24 protein-coding genes are annotated in these 25,092 nt (G+C 35.5%); 5 read left to right on the top strand and 19 right to left on the bottom strand.

The features are described 5' to 3' along the window. Positions 1-14 precede the first annotated feature (14 nt). The 5 genes from ruvC to CGC57_RS01180 all read right to left on the bottom strand — a co-directional run bounded on the left by ruvC (position 15) and on the right by CGC57_RS01180 (position 4,168). Positions 15-560: a crossover junction endodeoxyribonuclease RuvC gene (gene ruvC, locus CGC57_RS01200; RefSeq protein ID WP_002678957.1), complete on the bottom strand. Its 546-nt coding sequence runs from the start codon at positions 558-560 to the stop codon at positions 15-17. A 13-nt stretch (positions 561-573) separates the two neighbouring features. Further along, the gene (locus CGC57_RS01195; protein WP_002679099.1) at positions 574-1,107 is read right to left on the bottom strand and encodes a hypothetical protein; all 534 of its coding nucleotides are present in this window, start codon (positions 1,105-1,107) and stop codon (positions 574-576) included. 157 nt (positions 1,108-1,264) lie between these two features. Then, positions 1,265-2,164, bottom strand: coding sequence for a Ppx/GppA phosphatase family protein (locus tag CGC57_RS01190; protein ID WP_095897630.1), 900 nt, complete (start codon positions 2,162-2,164; stop codon positions 1,265-1,267). 7 nt (positions 2,165-2,171) lie between these two features. Further along, on the bottom strand, positions 2,172-3,230 hold the full coding sequence (gene pdxA, locus CGC57_RS01185; RefSeq protein ID WP_095897629.1) for a 4-hydroxythreonine-4-phosphate dehydrogenase PdxA: 1,059 nt from the start codon (positions 3,228-3,230) through the stop codon (positions 2,172-2,174). A gap of 26 nt (positions 3,231-3,256) precedes the next feature. Then, complete coding sequence (locus CGC57_RS01180) at positions 3,257-4,168, bottom strand: leucine-rich repeat domain-containing protein (RefSeq protein WP_095897628.1); 912 nt, start codon at positions 4,166-4,168, stop codon at positions 3,257-3,259. Positions 4,169-4,234: 66 nt separating this feature from the next. On the opposite strand from CGC57_RS01180, the gene CGC57_RS01175 reads away from it, so the two are divergent. The 3 genes from CGC57_RS01175 (at position 4,235) to CGC57_RS01165 (ending at position 7,211) form a co-directional block, all read left to right on the top strand. Then, positions 4,235-5,134, top strand: a complete 900-nt coding sequence (locus CGC57_RS01175) for a GYDIA family GHMP kinase (RefSeq protein WP_095897627.1) — start codon at positions 4,235-4,237, stop codon at positions 5,132-5,134. A gap of 85 nt (positions 5,135-5,219) precedes the next feature. Next, positions 5,220-6,548, top strand: coding sequence for a TrkH family potassium uptake protein (locus CGC57_RS01170; protein WP_095897626.1), 1,329 nt, complete (start codon positions 5,220-5,222; stop codon positions 6,546-6,548). 3 nt (positions 6,549-6,551) lie between these two features. Beyond that, on the top strand, positions 6,552-7,211 hold the full coding sequence (locus tag CGC57_RS01165; protein ID WP_002678988.1) for a potassium channel family protein: 660 nt from the start codon (positions 6,552-6,554) through the stop codon (positions 7,209-7,211). A gap of 79 nt (positions 7,212-7,290) precedes the next feature. Here the strand turns inward: CGC57_RS01165 and CGC57_RS01160 are convergent, their stop codons facing one another. The 5 genes from CGC57_RS01160 to sucD all read right to left on the bottom strand — a co-directional run bounded on the left by CGC57_RS01160 (position 7,291) and on the right by sucD (position 13,690). Next, on the bottom strand, positions 7,291-8,496 hold the full coding sequence (locus tag CGC57_RS01160; protein WP_002679127.1) for an acetate/propionate family kinase: 1,206 nt from the start codon (positions 8,494-8,496) through the stop codon (positions 7,291-7,293). A 59-nt stretch (positions 8,497-8,555) separates the two neighbouring features. Next, the gene (gene pta / locus CGC57_RS01155; RefSeq protein ID WP_095897625.1) at positions 8,556-10,631 is read right to left on the bottom strand and encodes a phosphate acetyltransferase; all 2,076 of its coding nucleotides are present in this window, start codon (positions 10,629-10,631) and stop codon (positions 8,556-8,558) included. 111 nt (positions 10,632-10,742) lie between these two features. Beyond that, the gene (locus tag CGC57_RS01150; protein ID WP_095899437.1) at positions 10,743-11,468 is read right to left on the bottom strand and encodes a PA3715 family protein; all 726 of its coding nucleotides are present in this window, start codon (positions 11,466-11,468) and stop codon (positions 10,743-10,745) included. Positions 11,469-11,526: 58 nt separating this feature from the next. Next, a complete protein-coding gene (locus CGC57_RS01145) occupies positions 11,527-12,678 on the bottom strand; it encodes a serine hydrolase domain-containing protein (protein WP_095897624.1) in 1,152 nt (383 codons plus the stop codon). Positions 12,679-12,814: 136 nt separating this feature from the next. After that, complete coding sequence (gene sucD / locus CGC57_RS01140; protein WP_095897623.1) at positions 12,815-13,690, bottom strand: succinate--CoA ligase subunit alpha; 876 nt, start codon at positions 13,688-13,690, stop codon at positions 12,815-12,817. A gap of 226 nt (positions 13,691-13,916) precedes the next feature. On the opposite strand from sucD, the gene panD reads away from it, so the two are divergent. Both panD and CGC57_RS01130 read left to right on the top strand, forming a co-directional pair. Further along, on the top strand, positions 13,917-14,267 hold the full coding sequence (panD, locus tag CGC57_RS01135; protein WP_095897622.1) for an aspartate 1-decarboxylase: 351 nt from the start codon (positions 13,917-13,919) through the stop codon (positions 14,265-14,267). Continuing rightward, on the top strand, positions 14,264-15,220 hold the full coding sequence (locus tag CGC57_RS01130) for a lysylphosphatidylglycerol synthase transmembrane domain-containing protein (protein WP_095897621.1): 957 nt from the start codon (positions 14,264-14,266) through the stop codon (positions 15,218-15,220). Before panD ends, CGC57_RS01130 begins: the two co-directional genes overlap by 4 nt. Here CGC57_RS01130 and CGC57_RS01125 read toward each other — a convergent pair. The 9 genes from CGC57_RS01125 to CGC57_RS01085 all read right to left on the bottom strand — a co-directional run bounded on the left by CGC57_RS01125 (position 15,150) and on the right by CGC57_RS01085 (position 25,077). After that, on the bottom strand, positions 15,150-15,587 hold the full coding sequence (locus CGC57_RS01125) for a hypothetical protein (RefSeq protein ID WP_095897620.1): 438 nt from the start codon (positions 15,585-15,587) through the stop codon (positions 15,150-15,152). The genes CGC57_RS01130 and CGC57_RS01125 overlap by 71 nt on opposite strands. A 3-nt stretch (positions 15,588-15,590) precedes the next feature. After that, entirely contained in the window at positions 15,591-16,151 is a 561-nt protein-coding gene (locus CGC57_RS01120; protein ID WP_095897619.1) for a hypothetical protein, read from the bottom strand. 32 nt (positions 16,152-16,183) lie between these two features. Further along, positions 16,184-17,725 carry a YifB family Mg chelatase-like AAA ATPase gene (locus CGC57_RS01115; RefSeq protein WP_002679041.1) on the bottom strand — a complete coding sequence of 514 codons (1,542 nt, stop codon included), beginning with the start codon at positions 17,723-17,725 and terminating at the stop codon, positions 16,184-16,186. Between the two features lie 72 nt (positions 17,726-17,797). Further along, complete coding sequence (locus tag CGC57_RS01110) at positions 17,798-19,090, bottom strand: glycosyltransferase family protein (RefSeq protein WP_095897618.1); 1,293 nt, start codon at positions 19,088-19,090, stop codon at positions 17,798-17,800. 66 nt (positions 19,091-19,156) lie between these two features. Next, positions 19,157-20,350 carry a tRNA 2-thiouridine(34) synthase MnmA gene (mnmA, locus tag CGC57_RS01105; RefSeq protein WP_095897617.1) on the bottom strand — a complete coding sequence of 398 codons (1,194 nt, stop codon included), beginning with the start codon at positions 20,348-20,350 and terminating at the stop codon, positions 19,157-19,159. 4 nt (positions 20,351-20,354) lie between these two features. Next, entirely contained in the window at positions 20,355-21,581 is a 1,227-nt protein-coding gene (locus tag CGC57_RS01100; RefSeq protein ID WP_095897616.1) for a PDDEXK-like family protein, read from the bottom strand. Beyond that, complete coding sequence (gene gldG, locus CGC57_RS01095) at positions 21,581-23,269, bottom strand: gliding motility-associated ABC transporter substrate-binding protein GldG (RefSeq protein ID WP_095897615.1); 1,689 nt, start codon at positions 23,267-23,269, stop codon at positions 21,581-21,583. The genes CGC57_RS01100 and gldG overlap by 1 nt, the downstream gene beginning before the upstream one ends. Beyond that, positions 23,266-23,985: an ABC transporter permease gene (locus CGC57_RS01090; protein WP_095897614.1), complete on the bottom strand. Its 720-nt coding sequence runs from the start codon at positions 23,983-23,985 to the stop codon at positions 23,266-23,268. Before CGC57_RS01090 ends, gldG begins: the two co-directional genes overlap by 4 nt. A gap of 126 nt (positions 23,986-24,111) precedes the next feature. Next, a complete protein-coding gene (locus CGC57_RS01085; protein WP_095897613.1) occupies positions 24,112-25,077 on the bottom strand; it encodes a hypothetical protein in 966 nt (321 codons plus the stop codon). Positions 25,078-25,092: the final 15 nt, after the last annotated feature.

The raw sequence follows: 25,092 nt of genomic DNA, 5'->3' as shown, positions 1-25,092 counted from the left end.
AGTGAAGTGTTTTTTTAACCTATACGGTCTTGGTTTTGTTTTACAAAAGCATCCCAACCACTATAGCTTTGCTGTTTTTGTGCCTTACCACCATTAAAAAAGTGACAAACAGCTACAGCTAATCCATCGGTTGCATCGAAGTGTTTGGGAAGTTCTTTTATGTTTAGAAGTTGTTGAAGCATTTTGGCTACTTGTTCCTTAGAAGCACTACCATTGCCCGTAATAGCCATTTTTACCTTTTTAGGTTCGTATTCAGTAATAGGAATTTGGCGCGATAAGCCTGCGGCCATTGCTACCCCTTGTGCTCGTCCTAATTTCAACATTGATTGTACATTTTTACCAAAGAAAGGTGCTTCAATAGCTAATTCATCGGGTTTGTAAGTGTCAATTAGTTCTAAAGTACGATTGAAAATCACACTTAGTTTTAAGTAGTGATTGCTGTATTTACTGAGTTGAAGTTCATTCAGTTGTAAGAGTTTCATAGTATCTCTTTCCACCTGAATAAGTCCAAAGCCCATAATAGTAGTACCAGGGTCGATACCTAAAATAATACGTTCCAAAAGCTACTACAGATTATTTAACGTTAATTTTAATAGGGAGTTCAAATTGAGTGCTCACATTTTGTCCGTTTTTAGTAGCAGGGGCAATGGCATCATTATCAGATAACATTGATAGATTAGCGCGCAAAGAATCTTCAAAACTTTCGTTTTCGGTACTGAGTAATTTTTTAGTTTTCTCATCAGCTTTAATATCTATGAGCACTATTTTTCCGATATTATCTACTTTTATGTTGAGAATAACACTATCTTTAATAGGTTCAGACACTTCGTAAGGGTCTTTTCGCAAGCGTTCTTCAAAGAGAGCTGCAAAAGTTTTCTCAAAGCATTCTTTTTGAGTAGGTTTAGTAGTAGCGGTATCGCATACCCCTTTAAAAATAGGGTAAGTATCTACGTCTTCTTTTATTACTTCATCAAATTTAATCTTAGCAAGAGAGTCTAATTTTTTTTGTAACTCAGCTTCTTTCTGTTCAGGAGTGAGTTGAGAACCATTCTTTTTGCAAGAAGCAAAGGCTAAGAATAAAGCTAAAAAACAAAAGTAAAATTTCATAATTGAATGTGTATTAAATGTTTTTAGGGCTCAAAAGTATTACAAAAAAATGATTTATAAAAATAAATCGTTTATTTTTTGAGGTTTTAAAGTGTAATTTACAGAGTAGTTAAATTTACAAACTACTGATAATAAGATAAATATAATTATTTTGAGCTTATTTTATAACGTTGTTTTCTTTGTTGTAAATAGTCCTTACGATACCATCGGCGAGACCAATACGAGGTACGTGAACAATCTCAGCTCCCGACCATTTCATTGCATTAGTGAATACAGTGAGAGCATAGAGGATTACGTCGGCGCGATCGGGATTGAATCCTAAGAGCCTAATGCGTTCTTCATAAGAAAAACCAGAAACATAGTTGTGATAATCGGTGAGATACTGATAGCTAAGAGGTTCACCTTCTTTACTATTAGAGTTCTTATGGATTTTATTGATATTTCCGCCAGAGCCTATGGCTTCTATATGTTCACAATCTTTAGTGTATTTTTTTATCCATTTTTCAACATCTTCCCACGTTTTGTTGCTCACCTTGTTATCTAATAAACGCACTGTACCAATAGGGAATGAACGCGATTTTTTTACTTTTCCTTTAGAAAAAACAGTGAACTCAGTACTACCTCCTCCCACATCTATATACAGATAATCTTTATCTTTTTGTATCAAACTTGAAATATCGGTAGAAGCAATGATGCTCGCCTCTTCAGCGCCATCTATAATTTCAATGCGTACGCCAGTGCGTTTATAAACCTCATCGGCTACTTCTTGTCCATTAGTAGATTCACGCATTGCCGAAGTAGCACAAGCGCGATAATTTTCTACTTGATTTATTTTCATCAGCAAGCTAAAGGCTTGCATAGCATCAGCTAATCTATCAGTATTTTCAGGAGAGATAAGTCCATCTAAAAACACATCAGCTCCCAAACGGATAGGCACACGCACTAAGCTCGCTTTGGTGAATTTTGGAGCTTCATTAGGTTCTTCTAAAACGTTAGAGATGAGCAATCTCACCCCATTAGACCCTATGTCTATAGCTCCTAACTTTTTGATATTCATATTGTAATTATTTATCTTTATCAGCTTCTAAAGTACGTACTTTCAGAGGGTTTTTAGTTAGCTCGGCATATTCTTCCCGATTTCTGAATACATCTAAGGCAGTGTAAATAGCGTGGCGGAATGACTCAGGTTCGGCAATACCCTTACCTGCTATCTCGTAAGCAGTACCGTGATCGGGGGAAGTGCGTACTTTGCTAAGTCCAGCTGTGTAGTTCACACCACTGCCAAAAGCAATGGTTTTGAAAGCTATAAGCCCTTGGTCGTGATAAGGAGCAAGTATAGCATCGTAGTTGCGATAAGTTTGAGAACCAAAGAAACTATCGGCAGCAAAAGGACCAAAAACTAATATATTTTCATCGAAATACAGTTTTTTTAAGGCAGGACGTAGCACTTCATCATCTTCATTGCCAATAACCCCTTTGTCTCCACAATGAGGATTGATACCTAATACAGCTATTTTAGGGCGTTGCAAGCGGAAATCTTTGATGAGAGATTCATTCATCAAACGAGCTTTCTCCATAATGAGTGATTCGGTAATGAGAGAGGATACGTTTTTTAGAGGCACGTGATCTGTAAGTAATCCTACCTTTAAGTCTTCACTTACCATAAACATTAGGCTGGTACCATTGAGTTCTTTAGCTAAGTAATCAGTGTGACCAGGGAAGTGAAAATTATCTGATTGGATGTTGTTTTTATTGATAGGAGCAGTTACTAATACATCAATTTCGTTATTTTTAAGAGCTTCTACAGCAGCTTGTAACGATAGGAAAGCATATTTTCCACCTTCTTCAGTTTCCTGACCAAAGGTAACTGTAGGAGTTTCTTTCCAGCAGTTGAGTACATTTAGTTTACCTTCAATGGCGGCATCTACACTATCGATACCTTGAAAATTAGCCATTGTATTGAAATGTTTCTTTTGGAAAGAAACTAATTTATTAGAAGCAAAAATAATAGGGGTACACAATTCCAATATTTGGTGGTCTTCAAAGGTTTTGAGGATAATCTCAAGCCCTATTCCATTCATATCACCAATGGAAATACCTACTTTTATCAGTTTATCTTTCATAAAAATTGAGATGTTTTTTTAGGGTATTATTCTTCTTTTTCATTGTAGAATACGGTTATTTTAGGTAGGCGTTTTTCTACTTCTTCATATTGTTGGGTAGTAAAATTACGGTTGTTTATATACAAAACCCCTTTCCATTGTACTTTTTCTACAGATTTTATAAATTGTTTAAAATCAAGTGGGTTGTTATTGATATTTACATAAGTTAAATGAGAATTTTCAGCTAATGCTTGAGGTAATTTTGTAAGATTGTTTGCATTGAAATATACGTTTTCCAAGTGTTGTAAACGTCCTATAGAAGCAGGAACTTCAGTAAGTGCAGCATTGCGCAAAGATAGTTCTTCGAGCAAAGGCAATTTGTCGAAATTATCAGGAAGAGTTTTGATTTTATTTTTAGTGTCGAACTGACTAATGATGAGTGATTTTAATTTAGACAAGGCAAATACTTGTTCAGGGAAAACAATTAGTTCAGCTCCCTCAAACTTTAAATTTTCTAATTGTTGTAAGTTGATGAAAGAATTAGGAATTTCAGTAATAGGATTGTAGATATCTATAGTTTGTAGAGCAGAAAAATGACCAATATTTTCGGGGAGTTTAGTGAGATTATTGAGGCGTAATACTAATGTTTTTAGTGATTTATTTTCAGCACTCAATTCAGGAAAAGTAGGGATGCTCACTTCTTTTATTTCTAAATATTCTAATTGTTTTGCCTCGGTGAGTAGTTTTTTTAGCAAATTTTCATCTAATTGTACTTGGTCGTTACTATAAATCTTTACTTCTTTGAAATTAGCAAAGTTAGCTTTTGTCAATTCATCAACTGAGTTGATATTAAGTTCGTTACCATCGAAAGTGGCAATGTTTACTCGTATAGATTGCGCTTGAATAAACATAGGAATTGCGATGATAAAGGAGCATAAAAGTTGTTTTATTTTTTTCATTGTTCTACTTTTTATCTGTAAATAATTATTACTTTTGTACTTTCAGAGTGCAAAGATATAAAAAATATGAGAGTAACACAAACTTATTCTTTTCATAGCAATGGTAAATTGCTTATCACAGGTGAATACGCAGTGCTTGATGGGGCACTTGCTTTTGCTCTTCCTACCCGAAAAGGACAAACATTAGAAGTGACTGAAAATAATGAGCAAGGACGCTGGCAAGCCTTTGATAGCAATGGTAATTTGTGGTTTGATAGTGCTGTGCTTACAACAGATGATGACCAGAAAGTGGCTCAAACTCTACAAAAAATACTCACTACAGCTGCAGAACTCAATCCTGATTTTAAAGACAAATGGATACATTCACAAGTGCAGACGCATTTAGAATTTCCTCGTTTGTGGGGATTAGGAACATCTTCTACACTTATCAATAATATAGCCCAATGGGCAGCGGTAAATCCGTACGAACTTCTTTTTAAGAGTTTTGGTGGTAGTGGTTATGATATTGCTTGTGCTAAGAGCCAAACACCTTTATTATATCGTCTTCAAGAGGACAAACCGCATAGTTACCCCTTGCGTTTTCTTTTTCCTCATACCCCTCAAATTTACTTTGTTTATCTCAACCAAAAACAAAATAGCCGAGAAGGTATTGCACGCTATCGCTCAGTAAGTAAAAGCAAACGCAAACTTGCTGAAAGCATTACACGCCTTACAGAACGCCTTTTATTAGTATATACCATAACCGATTTTTGTGCTATACTCAATGAACACGAAATGCTCATTAGTGAGTATCTGGGGATTCCTACAGTGAAAGAACGTCTTTTCCCTGATTATAAAGGTACAGTAAAGAGTTTAGGAGCTTGGGGGGGTGATTTTGTATTAGCTATTTCTGAAACTGAAGATACACCGAATTATTTTTTATCTAAGGGGTTTGATATTTGTATTCCTTATGATGAGATGGTATGAGAAAGATAGTTTTTTTTAGATAAGATAATTTTTTGTACTTTTGTCCGCTGAAAATACAGAAACGCTACGTTAATAATTGTAACAGATGTTAAAAAGAATATCCCCTTATACGCTAATAATGCTTTCCTTCTTTGCTTTGATAGTATTAGGAGCCTTATTGCTGATGATGCCTTTTGCACATATACCCGAAAAAGACTTATCCTTTTTAGAGGCTTTTTTTACAGCTACTTCAGCAGTAACTGTTACAGGACTATCGGTAATAAATATAGGGGCTACATTTACTATCTGGGGGAAACTTATTTTGTTAATTCTCATTCAGTTTGGAGGATTGGGAGTACTTACTATTTCTTCTGTTTTGGTATTACTTATTGCCAAACGTATTGGTTTTTATACTAAACGCTTGGTTGCCGAAGGACTTAATCACAACAAGACCTACGATATTTATGCTATTACTAAGCGTGTAGTGCTTATTACTTTACTTTTTGAGGCAGTAGGAGCAGTGTTTTTATTTTGTTTATTTATTCAAGACTATTCCTTTGGACAGGCATTGTTTATGGCAGTATTTCACTCGGTTTCGGCATTTTGTAATGCTGGTATTTCATTGTTTCCTAATAGTTTTGAGGGCTATACTTATAATATTTTTGTAAATGGAGTGATTGCTTTTCTTATTATTTTTGGAGGTTTAGGTTTTACTACTATTATTCAATCGTATGAATATTTGCGCAAAAAACGTCGGAGGTTGGATATCAACTCACAGTTTTCGATTATTACTACAATTATTTTGCTTGTAGCGGGGACTTTTTTGTTTTTTACTTTGGAATATAACAATTATTACACTTTATATGGTAAGAGTACTTTCAATCGTTTACTTATTAGTTTTTTTCATTCGGTGAGTTTGCGTACAGCAGGTTTTGATACTATTCCGTTAGAACATTTGAGTAGTGCTACTATTCTTTTTTGCGTAACTTTTATGTTTATAGGAGCCTCGCCTAATTCCACAGGCTCTGGGGTGAAAACTACTACTATTGGTATCTTGTTTTTAGGTATAAAAACAGCGTTGTTTAACAAGAATTATATTGAATTTTCTAAAAGGCGTATTTCTTGGAAACTTTTTAACAAAGCTTCAGCTCTTGTTTTTATAGCAATGATGTATGTACTAACAACAATTATTATACTTACAGCTTTAGAACCTAACATAGAATTTACTAAAATAGCTTTTGAGCTTATTTCGGCATTTAGTACTTGTGGACTTTCAACTGGAATAACTCCAGAGTTGTGTACTTTTTCTAAATTAATATTGATTTTTACGATGTTTCTTGGTAGGGTAGGACCTCTCACTATTATGCTTGCCCTTTCAAGACCACGAGCAGAAGGAAATTACAAATATCCCAAAGAAAATATTTTAATAGGATAGATTATGAAGAATTTTTTAGTCATTGGATTAGGAGAGTTTGGCAAATCAGTAGCTAAAACGCTCTATAAAAACAAAGCTACAGTATTGGCAATAGATTCGCGTGAAGGCGTAATCAAGCAGGCTCTCAATGAGGGAATTATAGAGGAAGCAATCATTCTAGATGCTACAGATGAAATAGCTCTTAAAAAAGTAGTGCGCGATGATTTTGATACTGCTTTTGTGAGCGTAGGAGATAATATTCAGGCAAGTATACTTATTACCTTGCAGTTGAGAGAAATGGGGGTAAAAAATGTGATTTGTAAAGCTGTGAATCACACCCAAGAAAAGGTATTGTATAAAATTGGTGCTACACAAGTAGTATTTCCTGAAGAATTGATGGGAGAAAAAGTAGCTTATTCCGTTTTGCGACCTACTATTATAGAATATTTTAAATTTGCTGAAGATTATTTTATCTATGAAGTAAAAGTACCTAAAAGTTATGTAGGAAAATCGTTGATGGAACTTAATTTAAGGCACAAATATGAGATAAATATTTTGGCAGTAAAACACTCTAATGGCAAAATGAATGTTACTCCTGACCCCAATGTTAAACTCAATAAGGATGACCTTTTAATTATACTCTCTAACGAAAACGTAATTGATAGAGTTACCAAAGCTCCTTAAAAAAGGAACTATTTATAAAAAAGCCAAAGATACAAATTATCAAGTTTGTATCTTTGGCAAAGTATAGTCTAATGATTTGCTATTTTACTAAATCTACTATCTCATTTACTATTTGCAATTCTTCATTAGTAGGGATGATAAGTATCTTCACGCGGCTATCAGCGGCTTGAATCTCTACAGGTTTAGTAGGATGGTTGAGCTCTTCGTTTTTCTTCTCATCAAGTTTTATTCCAAAGAATTCCATATTCTTACAAGCAAATGAACGGGTAAGGGCATCATTTTCCCCTAAACCAGCAGTAAACACAATACTATCTAAGCCATTTAGAGCTGCTGAATAAGCACCTATAAACTTCTGAATGCGGTAGCCATACATCTCATAGCAAAGGGCTGCATTGGCATCACCTGAACGATATAGAGCTGCTACATCACGAGCATCAGAGTGTCCTGTAAGTCCAAGCATACCACTCTTCTTGTTAAAGAGTGTTTTCACTTCCTCATAGCTCATACCCAATTCTTGCCCCAAGAAGAAAGCAACTGAAGCATCAATCTGTCCGGTGCGTGTTCCCATAATGAGTCCATCTAGAGGGGTAAGTCCCATAGAAGTATCTACACATTTACCTTCCTCATTTACAGCAGCCATACTCGCCCCATTACCCAAGTGAATGGTAATATTTTTGATATGTGGGTTGTTGAGGTGTTTACGAGCTTGAGCATCTACATATTTATGACTGGTGCCGTGGAATCCATAAGCGCGCAATCCGTATTTTTCATAGTATTCATTAGGAATGGCATAGCGGAAGGCTTTGGCGGGCATTGTTTGATGGAAAGCAGTATCAAATACGGCTACGTGAGTAGCTTTGTCAAAAAGTTTTTGTGCTACACGTATCCCTTCTAAATGTCCTGGGTTGTGCAAAGGTGATAGCGGAATGAGGCGTTTGATTTCGGCTACTACTTCATCGGTAATTACAGTAGGTTGAACGAATTTCTCACCTCCGTGTACTACACGATGCCCTACCCCTTTGATATCACTGGGGTTGTGGATAACACCTACTTTGGGGTCTGTAAGAAGTTCTGCTACTAAATTCATACCCACTTCGTGAGTAGGGATAGGTTGCTCTTTCTTCACTTCTACTTCCTCGCCGTTCTTCACAGCTACATATTTCACATAGCTACCGTCGATATTGATGCGGTCTACAATTCCTTTTGCTTTTGATTCTCCTGTTTTAGAGTCAATAAGCTGATATTTGAGAGATGAACTCCCTGAATTAATGATTAATATTTCCATTTTAGTCTTTTGTTATTAGTTGTAAGTTTTCCCCTCCTTTGGAGAGGAGGTAGGTGAGGCTAAAATTCTGATTGTATTGCTGTGATAAGTACAGTGTTGTAGATATCAGGAATAAGAGCGCCACGACTGAGGTCGTTTACAGGTTTTTTCAATCCTTGTAACATAGGTCCTATAGCCAGACCACCTGTTTCGCGTTGTACTGCTTTATAGGTGTTATTACCGGTGTTAAGATCAGGGAAGATAAGTACATTAGCTTGTCCTGCCACAGGTGAATTTGGCATCTTTTGTTTACCTACTTTAGGGTCTACCGCAGCGTCATATTGTATAGGTCCTTCTACGAGTAGTTCAGGACGACGTTCTTTTACAAGTGCGGTTGCTTCTCGCACTTTATCAACATCGGCACCACTACCTGAGTTACCAGAAGAGTAGGAGAGGAGAGCTACTTTAGGTTCAATACCAAAGGCAATAGCAGAGTCGGCAGAGCTGATAGCTATGTCAGCCAACTGTTCAGCAGTAGGGTTTGGCACTACAGCACAGTCTCCATATACCAATACGCGGTCGTGCAACAACATAAAGAATACTGATGACACTGTGTTTACTCCTGGTTTAGTTTTTACGAATTGTAAAGATGGACGGATAGTGTGAGCGGTTGTATTTACAGCTCCTGATACCATACCATCGGCATCACCGAGGAATACCATCATTGTACCGAAATAAGAAGCATCAAGCATTAAATCTTTAGCTTGCGAAAGCTCTAATCCTTTGCTCTTGCGCAATTCGTATAGTTTTTCAGCATACGCCTCGTATTTTTCACTCTCAGCAGGATTGATGATATTGATACGATCCTCATTCCATTTCAAGCCTAAAATGTTCTTAGCGCGTGTTTTAATAGCTTCGGGTTCTCCCAAGATAGTGAGGTAAACGAGTTCGTCTTCAGCCAATTGTGAGGCTGCAGTAAGAATACGATCGTCAGTACCCTCTGGTAATACAATATGTTTTTGTCCTGCACGAGCTTTTTGTACCATATTGTATTGGAACATACGAGGGGTAATAGTTTCTGATTTGAAAGAAGCAATACTATTGTTGAGTTTTTCGGCATCTACATTTTCATCAAATAGCTGAAGTAGCATTTTTACCTTTTCAGTATTTTCAGGGTAGATATGTGCTTGAGTATTACCAATGATATTAGCAGTTTCAAAAGTATCGGTTTTAGCTACCATTATAGGGATATTCTTTTGGATACCATCGAAAATCTTACTCATAGAAGCATTGAGTGTTAAATCACCATAGAGTACTACTCCTTTAATATTAGAGAAGTTAGAATAGTTAGCTACTAAAGATCCAGCTATGAGGTCGATACGGTCGATGGGGAGTACTGCTAAAGTATCTTCGTTTAGCTTGGCTAAATAGTTAGATAACTGCATAGCTCCTACGATAGTTCGTTTGGTAATAACGTCGATATTATCACCTTTGTAAAGGAATTCGGCATTGAGAGCGTTAGCAATCTCGCGAATGGTAGGGCGAGAGAGTTCTTCTTTGCGCGGAATAATGGTAAAAGTAGTATCGTTGAAGCGCTGTTCTAAATGGTTGATAGTAGCAGCAGTAGCATTAGTAGCTTTGTTTACAAACACGCTGAGTACGCGAACATCTTTTTCTATAAAATTGTTTAGGGTAGCTTGTACTTGGTTAGCGAGTTCATCTTCTGAAGTAAAATTGTCTTTAAGTACTACCAATGCAGGAATGTTGAGGCTTTGAGCTACTGAAGCGTTGAAGTTTGCATCGAAATAGCTATCGTCTACGGCACTTGAACTATCGACTAATACAAAGTCAAACTTACTTTCTAAGGCTTTGTATTTTTTGATGATAGTATCATACACTTCGCCTATATTACCTTCGTTTTTAAGAGCGATAACCTCTTGACGTGTGTAGGCATAGGCTTCATCATAACTCATATCGAGTTTAAAATGTTCTAAAACAGTTTCGATGAAAGTATCTTTTTTAGATTTACTTTCTACAATAGGTCTAAAGTAACCTACCTTGGCAGTGTTGCGCATAATCATTTGCAAGACTCCCAAACTCACTACTGACTTACCACTATGGGTATTTGCAGCAATGACATAAACAGATTTATTCATTTTTTATTTACTTTTTAGTGTTAAATGTTATAAGTTGCAAAGGTAATAATATAATTTAAGAAAACAAGCGAAAAAAAGATATTTTTATTTTAATACCTAAATAACAAAAGTTTATTCTTCTTTATATTCCTTACCATTGTATCTCAAAAATACGGTTTCTGTTCCTTTGTTTACTATCCTTTCCCCTTCACAATCGGCTTCCCCTTCTCTTACTACAAAAGTCTTCCTATTTTTAATGTCAAAATAACCATTTGTTTTCTTCTTTTCCATTATAAACATAGATTCTTTATCAAATGAACTTCCTGTACAAGTGTCCCAGTCTGCTGTAAATTCTGCTAATTTATAATTGTTAAGTACCTTCCTAAGTATTTTATTCTCTGGAAGAAACAAACTAAAATGCTCTTCCTGACGAGGAAATACTCTGATGTCATAATTACTTCCCCATACTCTAATTCCAAAAGCCCTCACTCCTTCTGACAGAATAAACAAAGCTGTATCAATCGTAATACTTTTTATCTCTATAGGGGTGGAAGTACACCATTCATCATTCCCTTTATATAAATGAATTATTTTTTGTTGCCCTATACTATAAATAACAATATAAGCATCATAACACCATGTATCCGAATCCTCTGGTCGCCCTTTTTCTATAGGAAATACCATAACCTTTTTATCTGTGTCATAAGGCAATACCTTTTCGGTATACAAGTCTTTATCTATCTTGTCTTTAGGTATTTCTAAAGTCTTGATAACTTGATTGTAAACTTGTACGTTCTCTTGAGCTTTTACCACATAAGAGCAAAGCAAAAAAATAAATGTGAAAAATAGTTGTTTCATTGTGAAATATTTTTTAGGAAAAAGGTAAGAAAAATCACAGAATAAAAAAGTAAAATGCTTATTCATAAATAGAAGGGATATGTTCAGCTCCTTCTAAAATAAAATCGGTGAGACGCTGCAAATAGATACTAATTTGTGGGTCGGTTACATTGAAGAGCATTACTATTACAACTTCTTCATTAGGATATACTGATAACCAGCCAAATCCTCCTACCCCCATACCTGTATGACCAAAATAATCACGTCCGTTCCAATCGCGTTGGACTTGCCAGCCAATACCATAACTTATTTCAGTATCGTCTATGGTACATTGTTTTTTAAGCATTTCGTTTTCGATAGGTTGAGAAAGAAAGTTATGGCGTTCTATAGCTGTACCCATTTTTGCTATATCATTGGATGTAGAAAGAAAACCACCGCCCGCAAGCTTGAAATAGTTATTCACATCGGTAGCTTTATCCAATCCTTTTTTACTACGTGTGTAAGGAATAGCTTCATCTTGAATAATTTTACCTCTATCGGGGAAAGTACGCCACATATTTAGAGGTTTAAAAACTTCTTCTTTGGCTACATCTTCAAACTTTTTGTTGAGACATTTTTCAATAGCTAATGAAATAAGGTTGATGCCATAACTGCTATACAAGAACTTTGTGCCAGGGGCAGATTGTAAGATATCATCCTTAAACAAATCAACTCCTTGTGCTATAGTATAAGGCTTGTTGAGTGTATATTCATTAGCTTTGTAGGAGCGAATTCCTGCTAAGTGTCCTGCTAATTGTTTTATAGTAAAATCAAAAGGCTTTTTAGGGAAATCAGGAATATATTCGTAGAGAGACATATTCCAATCGAATTTTTTCTGTTCTTGCAAACGCGCTAAAATTACCCCAGTAATAGCTTTAGACATACTTGCCACCCTAAAAATTGTAGTTTTAGGGTCGATAGGCATTTTTTTAGAAATATCGGCATAGCCATATCCACCTTGCCATATTGTTTTTCCTTGTTTGGTAACTGTAATAGAAGCTCCAGGAATTAATTCTTCTTGTATGAGGTATTGCAATATTTTTTCAGCTTCTTTTTGAGCTTCTTCAAAAGAAGTTACCTCAGAAGGGTTTTTTCGGAATACATCAGTATCAAGTAGTTTTTTTTGACCAAAAAGGTTGTTGAAGAAAGATATAATTGTAGAAATCAAAACAATAGATATTAGTTTTTTCATTGTAATGTAATGTTTTACTTTTCGGGGCGCAAAAGTACAAATATTGAATGAGTTAATCAAAAATAGCACAAAAAAACTGTCTAAAAAGTGTATATAGGAAACCTTTTTAGACAGTTATTAAACAGTTTGAGTATTTCTATTTTTTGAGTATTTCAGCTACTTTTTCACCTATTTTAGCAGGTGAATCGACTACGTGGATACCGCATTCTCTCAAGATACGTTTTTTAGCTTCGGCAGTATCATCGGCACCACCTACAATAGCTCCAGCGTGCCCCATAGTACGCCCTTTAGGTGCTGTTTCACCTGCTATAAAGCTCACTACAGGTTTTTGGTTGCCATTAGCTTTGATCCAACGAGCTGCTTCTGGTTCTAACTGGCCTCCTATCTCACCTATCATTACAATACAATGAGTTTCAGGGTCGTTCATCAGTAGTTCTACAGCTTCTTTAGTAGTAGTCCCGATGATAGGGTCACCACCTATACCGATAGCAGTAGTAATACCTAAACCTTGACGTACAATTTGATCGGCTGCCTCATAGGTAAGAGTTCCCGATTTAGAAACAATACCTACATTTCCCTTTTTGAAGATAAAGCCAGGCATAATACCTACTTTTGCTTCCTCAGGAGTAATGACTCCAGGACAGTTAGGACCTACCAAACGGCACTCACGATTTTTGATGTAGGCAGCTACTTTTACCATATCGGCAACTGGAATGCCTTCAGTAATAGTGATAATCACTTTGATACCAGCATCAGCAGCTTCCATAATAGCGTCAGCAGCAAAGGCAGGAGGTACGAAAATGATGGAAACATCAGCAGCTGTAGCTTTTACGGCATCAGCAACTGTATTGAATACAGGCTTGCCTAAGTGCGTTTGTCCGCCTTTATTAGGGGTTATACCACCTACAATGTTAGTGCCATAAGCAATCATTTGTTCGGCGTGAAAAGTCCCTTCACTACCAGTAAAGCCTTGTACAATAATTTTAGAATTTTTGTTGACTAATACACTCATTGTATTTGTTTTTTTAGTTTTAACAGAAGCAAAGGTAAATGTTTTTTTTGATATATACAATTGTTATGCAATAAAATAAAAAGAATAATATAAAGAAGTTTTGTATGTTGCTCATAATCAGTTTTTTTGGAATTTTAAAATTAATAAATTAACAAAATGATAATTTGACAAATTGGCTAATTGACAAATTATTCCTACTTTTGCCGCGTTTTTTAATACAATAAAAATGCAAATAGAAGTATTGAAATCTAAAATTCACCGTGTGAAAGTTACAGGGGCAGATTTAGATTACATAGGTAGCATTACCATAGATGAAGCTTTGGTAGAGGCTGCAGGAATGATAGAAGGTGAAAAAGTATCAATAGTAAATGTGAATAATGGGGAACGTTTTGATACTTATATCATCAAAGGGAAACGAAATTCAGGAGCTATTGTACTAAATGGACCTGCGGCTCGTAGGGTACAAAGAGGAGATATAGTAATTATTATCTCGTATGCTTTAATGGACTTTGAAGAAGCAAAAAACTTTAAGCCCTCTATAATCTTCCCTAACGAACAAACAAATCTTTTGGAATGAAAAAATGGTTAAAGATTACCCTTCCACTACTTGTGGGAGGGTTTTTATGTTGGTATGCTTATCAGCAATTTACTGAAGAACAATTTACAGAGATAAAAAAAACATTTCTTGTTGCTGATTATTTTTATATAATTTTAGCTGTGTTTTTAGGATTCTTAGCAGATGTATCGCGAGCAGTTCGTTGGGAATTGATGTTTAGACCAATGGGGTATAAAACTTCTTTATTACATCGAATAATGGCAGTGTTTATGGGGTATTTAGTAAATGTAACCATACCGCGCTCAGGTGAAGTATCACGAGCTTTATTAGTAAGCAATTATGATGGAGTGCCTTTTGAAAAATCATTTGGAACGATTATCTCTGAACGTGTGATTGATTTACTCTTGTTATTTTTGTTTACCGCTACAGCTTTTGTATTGCAATTTGAGGTGATAAGCAACTTTATACTTTCTAAAATTCCGTTTGAAAAACTCTTATGGATCTTGCTAATAGGAGGACTATCATTTGTGATTTTCTTATATCTTATATATACTTCAGAACGCAAGTTTTTTATAAAAGTGAAGACGTTTTTAAACGGTATAAAAGAAGGCGTATTTTCAGTGTTGAAAATACGCCATCGTTGGATTTTTTTGGTACATACATTATTTATATGGGCAATGTACTTTTTAATGTTTTATATTCCTTTTTTCGCCTTGCCGGAAACTACTAATATAAGTTTACCAAACGTACTTACAGCTTTTGTCATAGGTAGTTTTGCTATGACTTTTACCAATGCAGGATTTGGAGCTTACCCATTTTTTATAGCAGAAGTATTATTTCTCTTTGGAGTTCCAACTCCTATAGGTACTGCTTTTGGATGGCTTGTTTGGACTTCACAATTTGCTATAACACTTCTTCTTGGGGGGGGATCGTTTGCTTTGCTTCCTTGGCTAAAAGAAAATAACCACAAGTAATGAGCCACGCTATCCAAAAGAGATAAAATCCAAAATGAAAACTGAATTTCATCATCTTATGAGAAGTAGTGGTGAAATCTACATAGGAGAGATAGAACCCTACAGCCCCTATAACAGCAAGTAAAACTGCTAAAGCACGAGCAAATCCTGAACTTACTCTTGAGCGGAAAGTTTGCAGAAATAACAGTAAGATAAATTGTACTATAAATAGCAAAATAGCTGTTTTCCACCACGTTTTAAACACTGCATACTGGCTGTAGAAAGTACTTACCCCTATCTTACCTATAAACGACATTTTAGAGATAAGGATAGCTGAAATGAGGCTCATTATAGCTTGTATGAGAGTAAGGATACTAAAATTTTTCATAGTTTATTTTTTTATGATTTTCCACCCTGATTTCTCGTTGTATTTTAGTTTAAACTTTTGAGTAATAAAGTTGCTATTGGGATAGGGGTCTTTTCCAAAACTATAGAAAGGAGTTTTTTCCTTATCTAAAACTACTACACAAGTAGCCATTTTTTCAGTACTTTTTTCGAGAGTTATTTTTTTATTATTTAGTTTATAGATAATGGTCTTTACTTGAGCACTATTTTTGTTTTGTTTTACTAAATAAGGGAGAGCCTCTTCAGTTAGGGTAGGGGAAATCACATATACACTATCCTTAGAAAACCACTTTTTACGTGTTTTTTCATTGTTGATAGCTATCAATCCCTCATCAGATAATCGCTGAATGCTCTCAATGAGTTCTTTATCCTTATTGGTTACTAATTTTTGTTTATTAGTATTGAATTTGCCGGTTTCATAGAGAGGATTTTCCTCTAAATATTCGGTGATGAGTGTAGTAGCTTCATCAGTATTGATTTTGTTGCTTGTGTTACAAGCTACCAAAGTAATAAAAATGGTAGCTATCGCTATAAGATTTTTTTTCATTGTTATAGTGTATTAATGTTAATTATCCATTGTTAACTGTTACCAAACCATCCTTCACGATCTAAACTTCGATACTGAATGGCTTCACCTATGTGGTGAGGTTGTACATTTTCAGTACCTTCTAAGTCGGCAATAGTACGAGCTACCTTCAAAATACGATCATAAGCGCGTGCGGAGAGGTTGAGTTTCATCATTGCATTTTTTAAAAGTTTTAAAGATTCCTCACTTACTTTACAGAATTTTTGTATTTGTTTAGTATTCATTTGGGCGTTGTAATGAATGTGTTCATATTCTTTAAAACGCTCTGTTTGAATGTTGCGCGCGGCAATTACTCGCTTGCGTATTTCGGTGCTACTTTCCCCTTTGCGATCATCAGAAAGTTTTTCAAAAGGAACAGGGTTGACTTCTATATGAATATCTATTCTATCTAATAGGGGACCTGAAATCTTACTCATATAACGTTGCATTTCAGCAGGAGTAGAGTTTACAGGTGCCTCAGGATCATTGAAATAGCCACTAGGGCTGGGGTTCATACTCGCTACTAACATAAATGAAGAAGGGTATGTGATAGAGAATTTAGCACGCGAAATAGTAACCTCTCTATCCTCTAAAGGTTGACGCATCACTTCTAATACAGCACGTTTAAATTCAGGCAATTCATCAAGGAAAAGTACACCATTATGCGCTAAGGATATTTCACCAGGTTGAGGGTATGTACCACCCCCTACAAGGGCTACATCCGAAATTGTGTGATGTGGACTACGGAAAGGACGATGACTCATCAAACCTGTATCTTTGATACGACCTACAACACTATGTATTTTAGTAGTTTCGAGAGCTTCGTGAAGTGTCATAGGAGGGAGGATACTAGGTAATCTTTTGGCTAACATTGTTTTACCAGAACCAGGAGGACCTATGAGAATGATGTTATGACCTCCTGCCGCAGCTATTTCCATACAGCGTTTTACAGTTTCTTGTCCTTTTACATCAGCAAAATCAAATTCAGGAAATTCTAAATTTTTATAAAATTCTTTACGAGTATCCACTATTGTACGAACAAGCTCTCTTTCACCATTGAAAAAATCAATTACTTCTTTGATATTTTCAACACCATAAACCTCTAAATTATCTACAATAGCAGCTTCTTTGGCGTTTTGTGCAGGCAAAATAAAACCTTTAAAACCTTCTTTACGTGCTTGAATAGCAATAGGGAGTGCTCCTTTGATAGGTTGTAGTCCTCCATCTAAAGAGAGTTCTCCCATAATAATATATTTTTCTATCTCGTCACTTTGTATTTGTTCGTTGGCAGCCAATATGCCTATTGCAAGACTAAGATCATAGGCTGAACCTTCTTTACGCATATCGGCAGGAGCCATATTGATAGTAATTTTCTTTCCTGGGATTTTATATCCTGTGTTCTGTAAGGCAGCAGCAATGCGGAAATTACTTTCTTTAATAGCAATATCGGGTAGTCCAACAAGATGATAGCCAATTCCTTTAACAATATTTACTTCTATAGTAATGGTAGTAGCTTCTACTCCAAACACTGCACTTCCATATACTTTTACTAACATATTCTTCGGTTGATTTATTTTTTTGACAAAAGTAGTATATTTTTTTGAAAAGACAAGTTTTTAGCAGAGAATTTAACTTGAAAGATTATTTTCAATGCACTTAGCCAACCGCTGAGTAAGGGCTTTTCGGCTGTACTGTTCTATTTTTGTAGGGCTGGTTTTAAGTGTTCTCTGCTGAAATTGATGATAGAACTCTAGTATTTTGGCTTTCATTTGAGAGGCATTGGTATATCCTACAAAAGTACCTGTTTGTGTTTCAGTGAGAATAGGAGTAACATCCCAGTTATGAGGTCCTATGGCGAGAATAGGTCGTCCTGAAATCATATATTCAAATAATTTACCTGCAATAATACCTTGTGTTTCTTCAGAATCTATCTCGATGAGCAACAATACTTGCGATTGCTTTTGCAGACTAATAGCTTCTTGATGGCTAATATAACCTTTATTAATATAATAAGGTGTAAGTCCGTTATGGCGAATATCTTCTTCGATTTCTTCACTTACTTTGCCTGCAAAACAAAGTGTGAAATCTTCGGTAAAATGAGGTTCTTCGCGTATTAATTCGGCTAATATTTTCCAAAGTATTTTGGGGTTTCTATCTGATAATAAAGAACCTATGTGCGAAATAAGGAATTTATTGGATAGGGGAGGGGTGATTGTTTTTTCCTCATCGTAACCATTGGTAATTACCTCAATAGGAGTATTGGTAAGTTGCTGAAAGTCTTTTTGCGTCTTGAAACTGGTTGTAATCACCAAATCTGATTGTTGTAACACTTCTTTTTCCCAATAATGCTGACGTTTATCAGCCCATTTAGTAAGACGTAAATCTTTGTAATAACCAATAGTTGTCCAGGGGTCGCGGAAATCGCTAATCCATTTGAGATGAGGAATTAGTTTCTTTAACTCATAACCTATAAGATGTACGCTGTGAGGAGGCGAAGTGGTGATAATAGTTTCTATCTGGTTTTCTTTTATAAACTTATTCAAATACTTTACAGAAGGTTTTACCCAGAATTTGCGAGCATCAGGAATGAAACAATTACCACGTATCCAAAGTAATACTTTATCTAAAATAGAAACTTTTTTACGCGGAATGATACCTGAACTAATTTTTTGGGTTTTCTTTTTAGAGAATAACGAAGCCCAAGCATAAGGTTCCCATATAGGATGTTTGATAATTTGTATATCGGTAGGCAAATCGTTTCCTATTTCATTGTCGATGATAGGATAAGTTGGATTTTCAGGAATATATACAATAGGTTCTATATTAAAATCTCGCAAATATTTTACGAATTTTAACCAACGTTGTACACCAGGTCCGCCAGCTGGCGTCCAATAGTAAGTAATTATAAGTACCTTTCTCATATCCTTTTCTTATCCTCTATTTTACATAATGTATATTATAGTTTATTTGGTAAAGGTGTTTTTTTGCTATGAAATCACACCACTACCCACCAATTCATCTCCGCTGTACCAAGTCGCAAATTGTCCCTCAGTAATAGCACTTTGAGGTTCCGAAAAATGAATATATAAACCATTTTTCACTTTGTATAAAACTGCTTTCTGTAATGGCTGACGATAGCGTATACGTACCATAAACTCTTTCGATTCATATACTTTTAATGCCAAATCTTCACGAATCCAATGTTCATCAGGGGTTGCGATAAACAAAGCACTGCGGAATAATCCACGATGTGTATGTCCTTGTCCTGTATAGATGATATTCTTCTCAATATCAGTTTCTATGATGAACAAAGGTTCTTTGGTTCCACCCACATTTAAGCCTTTGCGCTGTCCTTTGGTAAAATAATGAGCTCCTTGATGAGTACCTACTTTTTTACCGTCTTCGGGTTGATATACAAAACGTTGTGATAAATATTTTAATTCATCTTCATAAGTTTCAAAAAGGCGTAGCATATCAAATTCTGCATATCCTTTCCAATCATTGGGGATTTCAATAATATCGCCTTGTTTGGGTTGTAGTTTTTGCTGTAGAAATTCGGGTAAACGCACTTTTCCTACAAAGCAAAGTCCCTGAGAATCTTTTTTATCAGCGGTTATCAAATCTTGAGCTTTAGCAATGGCTCTTACTTCTGATTTCTGTAATTCCCCGATAGGGAAAAGTGCTTTACTAAGTTGCTCTTGTGAAAGCTGACATAGGAAATATGATTGATCTTTATTTTCATCTTTCCCCGATAGCAATCGGTAGATTTTTTTACCGTTTATCTCTATTTCTTCTTTGCGACAATAGTGTCCTGTTGCTACGTAATCGGCACCTAAACTAAGGGCAAGTTTCATAAAAACATCAAACTTGATTTCACGATTACATAACACATCGGGATTGGGTGTTCTACCATGTTCGTATTCATTGAACATATAATCGACAATACGGGCTTTGTAGGGCTCACTCATATCCACTGTTTGGAATGGAATGCCGAGTTTTTCGGCTACTAAAAGCGCATCATTACTATCTTCTAACCAAGGACATTCGTCGGAAATAGTAACTGAATCATCGTGCCAATTTTTCATAAAAAGGCCTATTACCTCATAGCCTTGTTCTTTTAACAAATAGGCAGCTACGCTACTATCTACTCCCCCACTAAGTCCTACTACTACTCTTTTCATTTAATTATTTTTTATTTTGAGTTTCTAATTTATCTAATACTTCTTTGAGAAAAAAAGAAAAATCTGTATAAGCTTCTTGAAAAGTAGTATCTTTCCAGCCATACCACCAATCATTAGATTGAAATTCTCTATCTTTTAGAAAATCGCTGAAAAAGTACTTTATCTCTTCATTTAAAGTTTGAGAAGAAAAATGTCTCCCTAATCCAAAGTAAATCTCATTATTTAAACGGTAATATTCAATTGCAGCAGCAAAAGATTTCCCTTTATATTCAAGTACAACATAAATATTAGGATATTTATCATCTGTATTCACTACAAAATTACAGTTTTTAAATTCTTCTTGTGAATGTAAACGGTTTTTCCATTCAAAAAGACATTTCTCTCTTGTTATTTCAACTAATGCTTTCAAATGTTTTTGAAGCTCATCAATTTCACTAATTTTTGTGGTAATAATATCTATATTTTTAACATTATTGTCATCAGTTAGTTGTAACTTTTTAACTAAGAAATCTTGTAACTTGTTGTCCATCTCTTTAAATATTTCTCTGCTATTAAAAACGTGCTTCAAATAATCTATATATTGTATTACTGCACTTTTTACAATAGTTTCTCTTTCAGATATTGCTTGTAAATATTCTTCAAGCCAAACAATAATATCTTCTTTATAGGCTATTTTTACATAACGTCCTGCAAAATCACTTTCTTTATAATTTCCCCACGTTCGTATTGTAGGTTCATTTCCAGCATAACGTGTTAGGTATAGAATATAAATCTGGTTTAATTTATACCCTAATTGTTTGCATATATCAATGTAACGACCAATTTGCTCTTTCTGTTCAACAGCATTATGAATCTTGTTTTCTATGATGAAAGCATATTTTCCTTCTTCTTGGACAAGTCCATCAATACGCCATTTTTCTACTGTAAGAATAGGTTTATCAATTAAAGATATATCAAAATTTAATTTTTTCTTTGTAAGAAAATTCAAAAAGTGATGCAATGCAGGTTTATATTTTAACAATGAAATCAGCAAACGACTGTGTGCATTTTCGTTTACATTAAAACTATCCAAAAGATTAGTTCTAAAAGGTATTTTCGATAACTCTTCTTTGTAAATCTTTGAGAAATCAGTCAGTAAAGAACAATTTTCTGTTATTCTTGACAGTTTCTTATCAAAAATAAATTCTTGAAAATCCTGATTTAGTGCTAAAATATCAATGTAGTTTTGCATTATACTTTTCTTATGTTCTTCTTCCTATAAAAATATAACACTGATAGCATTACCAATATCAAAGGCAATAATGGATACACAAATACTTTTATTTGCCAACTATTGACACTTTCAGCTACTTTTTGTTTGTCTAAGAAAGCTAATTGAACTTTCTTATTGCGTAAACTCAAAAACTCAGTATCGTCTAAAAGATAGTTTAAAGCATTCTGCAAGAAGGATTTATTGTCATAATATTTGCTTGTCCATTTATCAAAACCGAGTTCTAAGGGGATATTATTTTTGCTATCTATATCGTTTTTGATAATATCGCCATCGGCGACTACCAACATTTTGGTAGGCTTGCTTCTATCGGATTTTTCTTTGAGGTTTATGGGGCGAATGCGATCTTTATAAACTGAGTTAAACTCTCCTTCCAAAAGCACTACTAAGGGAATATTTCCGTGTTTATAGGCTTCTTTATTCTGGTTATTGGGGTCGAAGCGCAAGTTGATTTCGCGTGGGGTGCCATCTGCTTTTGAAAAAGGTGAACTAGCGAGAAGCACTGTTTTCTTCACTCCATTTTTCAGCGTATCGATGCTATTGGCAAACTGAAACCTCACTGCATCTAAATGATTGTTGATAAGGTGATTATTACCTGAAATCACCAACGGATTATATACCCAAGGAATAGGCATATAACGGGTTTGAGAGCCATCGCCTGTGGCTACTATGATTTCAGAAAAGTACAAATCGTTTACCAAGGTGTAATTGATACGGAAACCATATTGGAAAAACATATCGGTAAGATTTAGATTGATGGGCATTGCCATTGTCATTCCGCCTGTTTTGTACATATCTTCTAAGGAAACCGCCACATTATCTATCAGCCATAGAGCACGACCGCCATTCATTATATATTGGTCTACGACCTGCTTTTGGGCATCGGTAAAAGGCTCAGTAGGCTTAGGCACGAGTAGTAAATCGAATTTTTCGAGGTCGTGTAGAGTCTTCTCGGGGTTGGTAGCCACTGAATCGAGGGTGAAAGGTGCTATAAAGTAGTATTCACGCGCTGTTTTGAGGAAGTCGGCCATATAGATATCTTCTAGGGCACCATTACTTCTAAGTATTGCGATTTTCTTCTTTTTATCTAAGGTAAACTTATAGAGTGCATCAGTAAAATTGTATTCTAACTTCTGCACAGAGTTCTGTACCTGCTCTTGGTCAGTAGAGCCAAGTTTGTTTACAAAGAGACGCACACGCTCACTCTTCTTGCCATCGCTAATGACTGCCCAAGGGAAAATATACTCAATAGAAGATTTTCCTGCTTCATTTTGGGTGATTTGCAAGGGCTGATAGCCATTATTTATCAGTTCTTGAATCACACTTTCGGGGTGCTCCTCCCCTTCTAATGGGTTTATAAAATTGACGATAATGTTGTTATTGGCAGCTGCATACTCGTCTAATAACTGAATTGTTTCAGTCTGTAATTTCTTAAATTCGGTAGGGATATTGCCTTTGAGCAATACATCAATCACGATAGGATTCTGTATTTTAGCAAGTGTTTTCTTGCTCACCTCAGAGAGCGTATAACGTTTGTCTTGGGTGAGGTCTATCCGCGTGTGCCATTGTTTGGCGATATAATTGACTACAAGGAGACATACTAAGGCTATAACTACCTTGCTAATAGAGTTTTGAAAGAGTTTTTTCATCGTTTGTAGGCTTTGAGTGATAAGGTAGTGAGATATATGAAAAATGAGATAACAGAGAGAAAATACACGATATTTCGGGTGTCGAGCACTCCCCTACTAATAGCGTCGAAATGCGTTTGGAAGCCTACCCCACCAAAATCTTCGGGGGCTATAAAAGCAATAAGCTGGTCGATGCCAAAGAAGAAAAAGAAGCACAGAAAGGCTGCTAACACAAAGGAAATGATTTGGTTACTACTTATAGACGACGCCCATAAGCCTACTGAGGCAAAGGAGGCTACCAGCAAAAACAAGGCAATATAAGACCCCACAGTGCCAGCTATATCTAAGTTGCCTACGGGGTTGCCAAACACCCATACCATATAGACATACAGGGCTGATGGCAAAAGGATTACAAAGAGCAAGAAGAGGATGCCCAAGTACTTGCCGAGCACCATTTGCAGGGTGCTGACCGGTTTGGTGAACAAGAGGGCTAACATACCGCTTTTTTTCTCTTCGGAGATGCTTCTCATCGTAATGGCGGGTACTAAAAAGATGAAAACCCAAGATGAAAGCCTAAAAAAAGGCAACATATCGGCGAAACCAGCATTGAAAATGTTATAATCTGTTTTAAAGACCCATAGGAACAAGCCGTTGAGCACGATAAAGAGCCCAATGATAGTAAGACCAATGGGCGAAGTGAAGAAATAACGGATTTCTTTTTTGAATAGTGCGTACATTTTTATAGTTAAGAGGTAAGAGATAAAAGGTAAATAGTTGTGAAAGCAACTTACCTTTATTCTTAGTGATTTTTCAGAGGGCAAAAATACAAAAATAAAATAACACTACAACAAAAAAGAGTAAGACTACTTATTTAACTGTGAAATATCAAATTTGCCATCAATATCTTGGACACTTATTTTGCCATTGAGAATATCAAAAAAGAAGTCGCGGATTTTATTAAGAGTAAGAGTTGCTGCATTACCATTTTTATCTACTCCTAAATCATAAGTTTTGAGAAGCTGAGCTCCTAAACTCGCTGTAGTAAGTAAGAAATGATTTTCAAACTTATCGGTATCTATCAAATCTACAGCTAATACTTTGCCCACAACAGTATAACTGCGAAGAGTTTTCTGTATTTCGTTATTTACAAGAGTGCTTTTTACCTCATCAGTTTCAATATCCATTGTTATTTTTCCTGAATTAGGTGTTTGAGGTAATCCTTTGTAGAGAGCTCCTAAATCAGCTAAACTGAGGTTGTATAGTTGCGCATTGACAGTAGCAAGCATTTTTTCTATAGAAAAAGCGCTTGGAAGTAATAGATACACAGAGCCTTCTATACGTATAGAAGGAGTGTTGAATGTGCCAACCACACTGTTTTTCAAGTCTATTTGTTGAGTAGCAAATACTCCTCCACACACGACACAATTATCTAATACAATTTCATCGGCATAGATGCTACCTGCTATAAAAGCATTATAGAGAGTTACACTTTTAGCATTGATATCGGAATGAAATGTAAGTTTTAATTTATCAGCTCTTGAAACGATAGAGTTAGCAGAACCTATACTTTTTTGGAAAGCTACATTTCCTTGAGCTTCACTATTCACATAGAGTTCCAATTGAGTAAAGACGGCACCTTGGATTTCTAAGTCTCCATTTTGTATTTCGAGTTTATGGGCGTATACAGGACCTTCTATCACGGTATCTCCTTGTATTGTAATGGTACGAGTTAATTCAGCTACTTTTTCAGGTAATATACTTCCTTTTACTAAATTATCTTTTAGTTGTATATTGCTTTCGTTAAAACAAATTTCTTTTAATTCTTTCATTGTAATAAGTTGATT

Origin of the sequence: Capnocytophaga sputigena (assembly GCF_002302495.1) — a bacterium.
GTDB classification, from domain to species: Bacteria; Bacteroidota; Bacteroidia; order Flavobacteriales; family Flavobacteriaceae; genus Capnocytophaga; species Capnocytophaga sputigena.
This window is presented reverse-complemented; position numbering and strand designations above follow the sequence as displayed.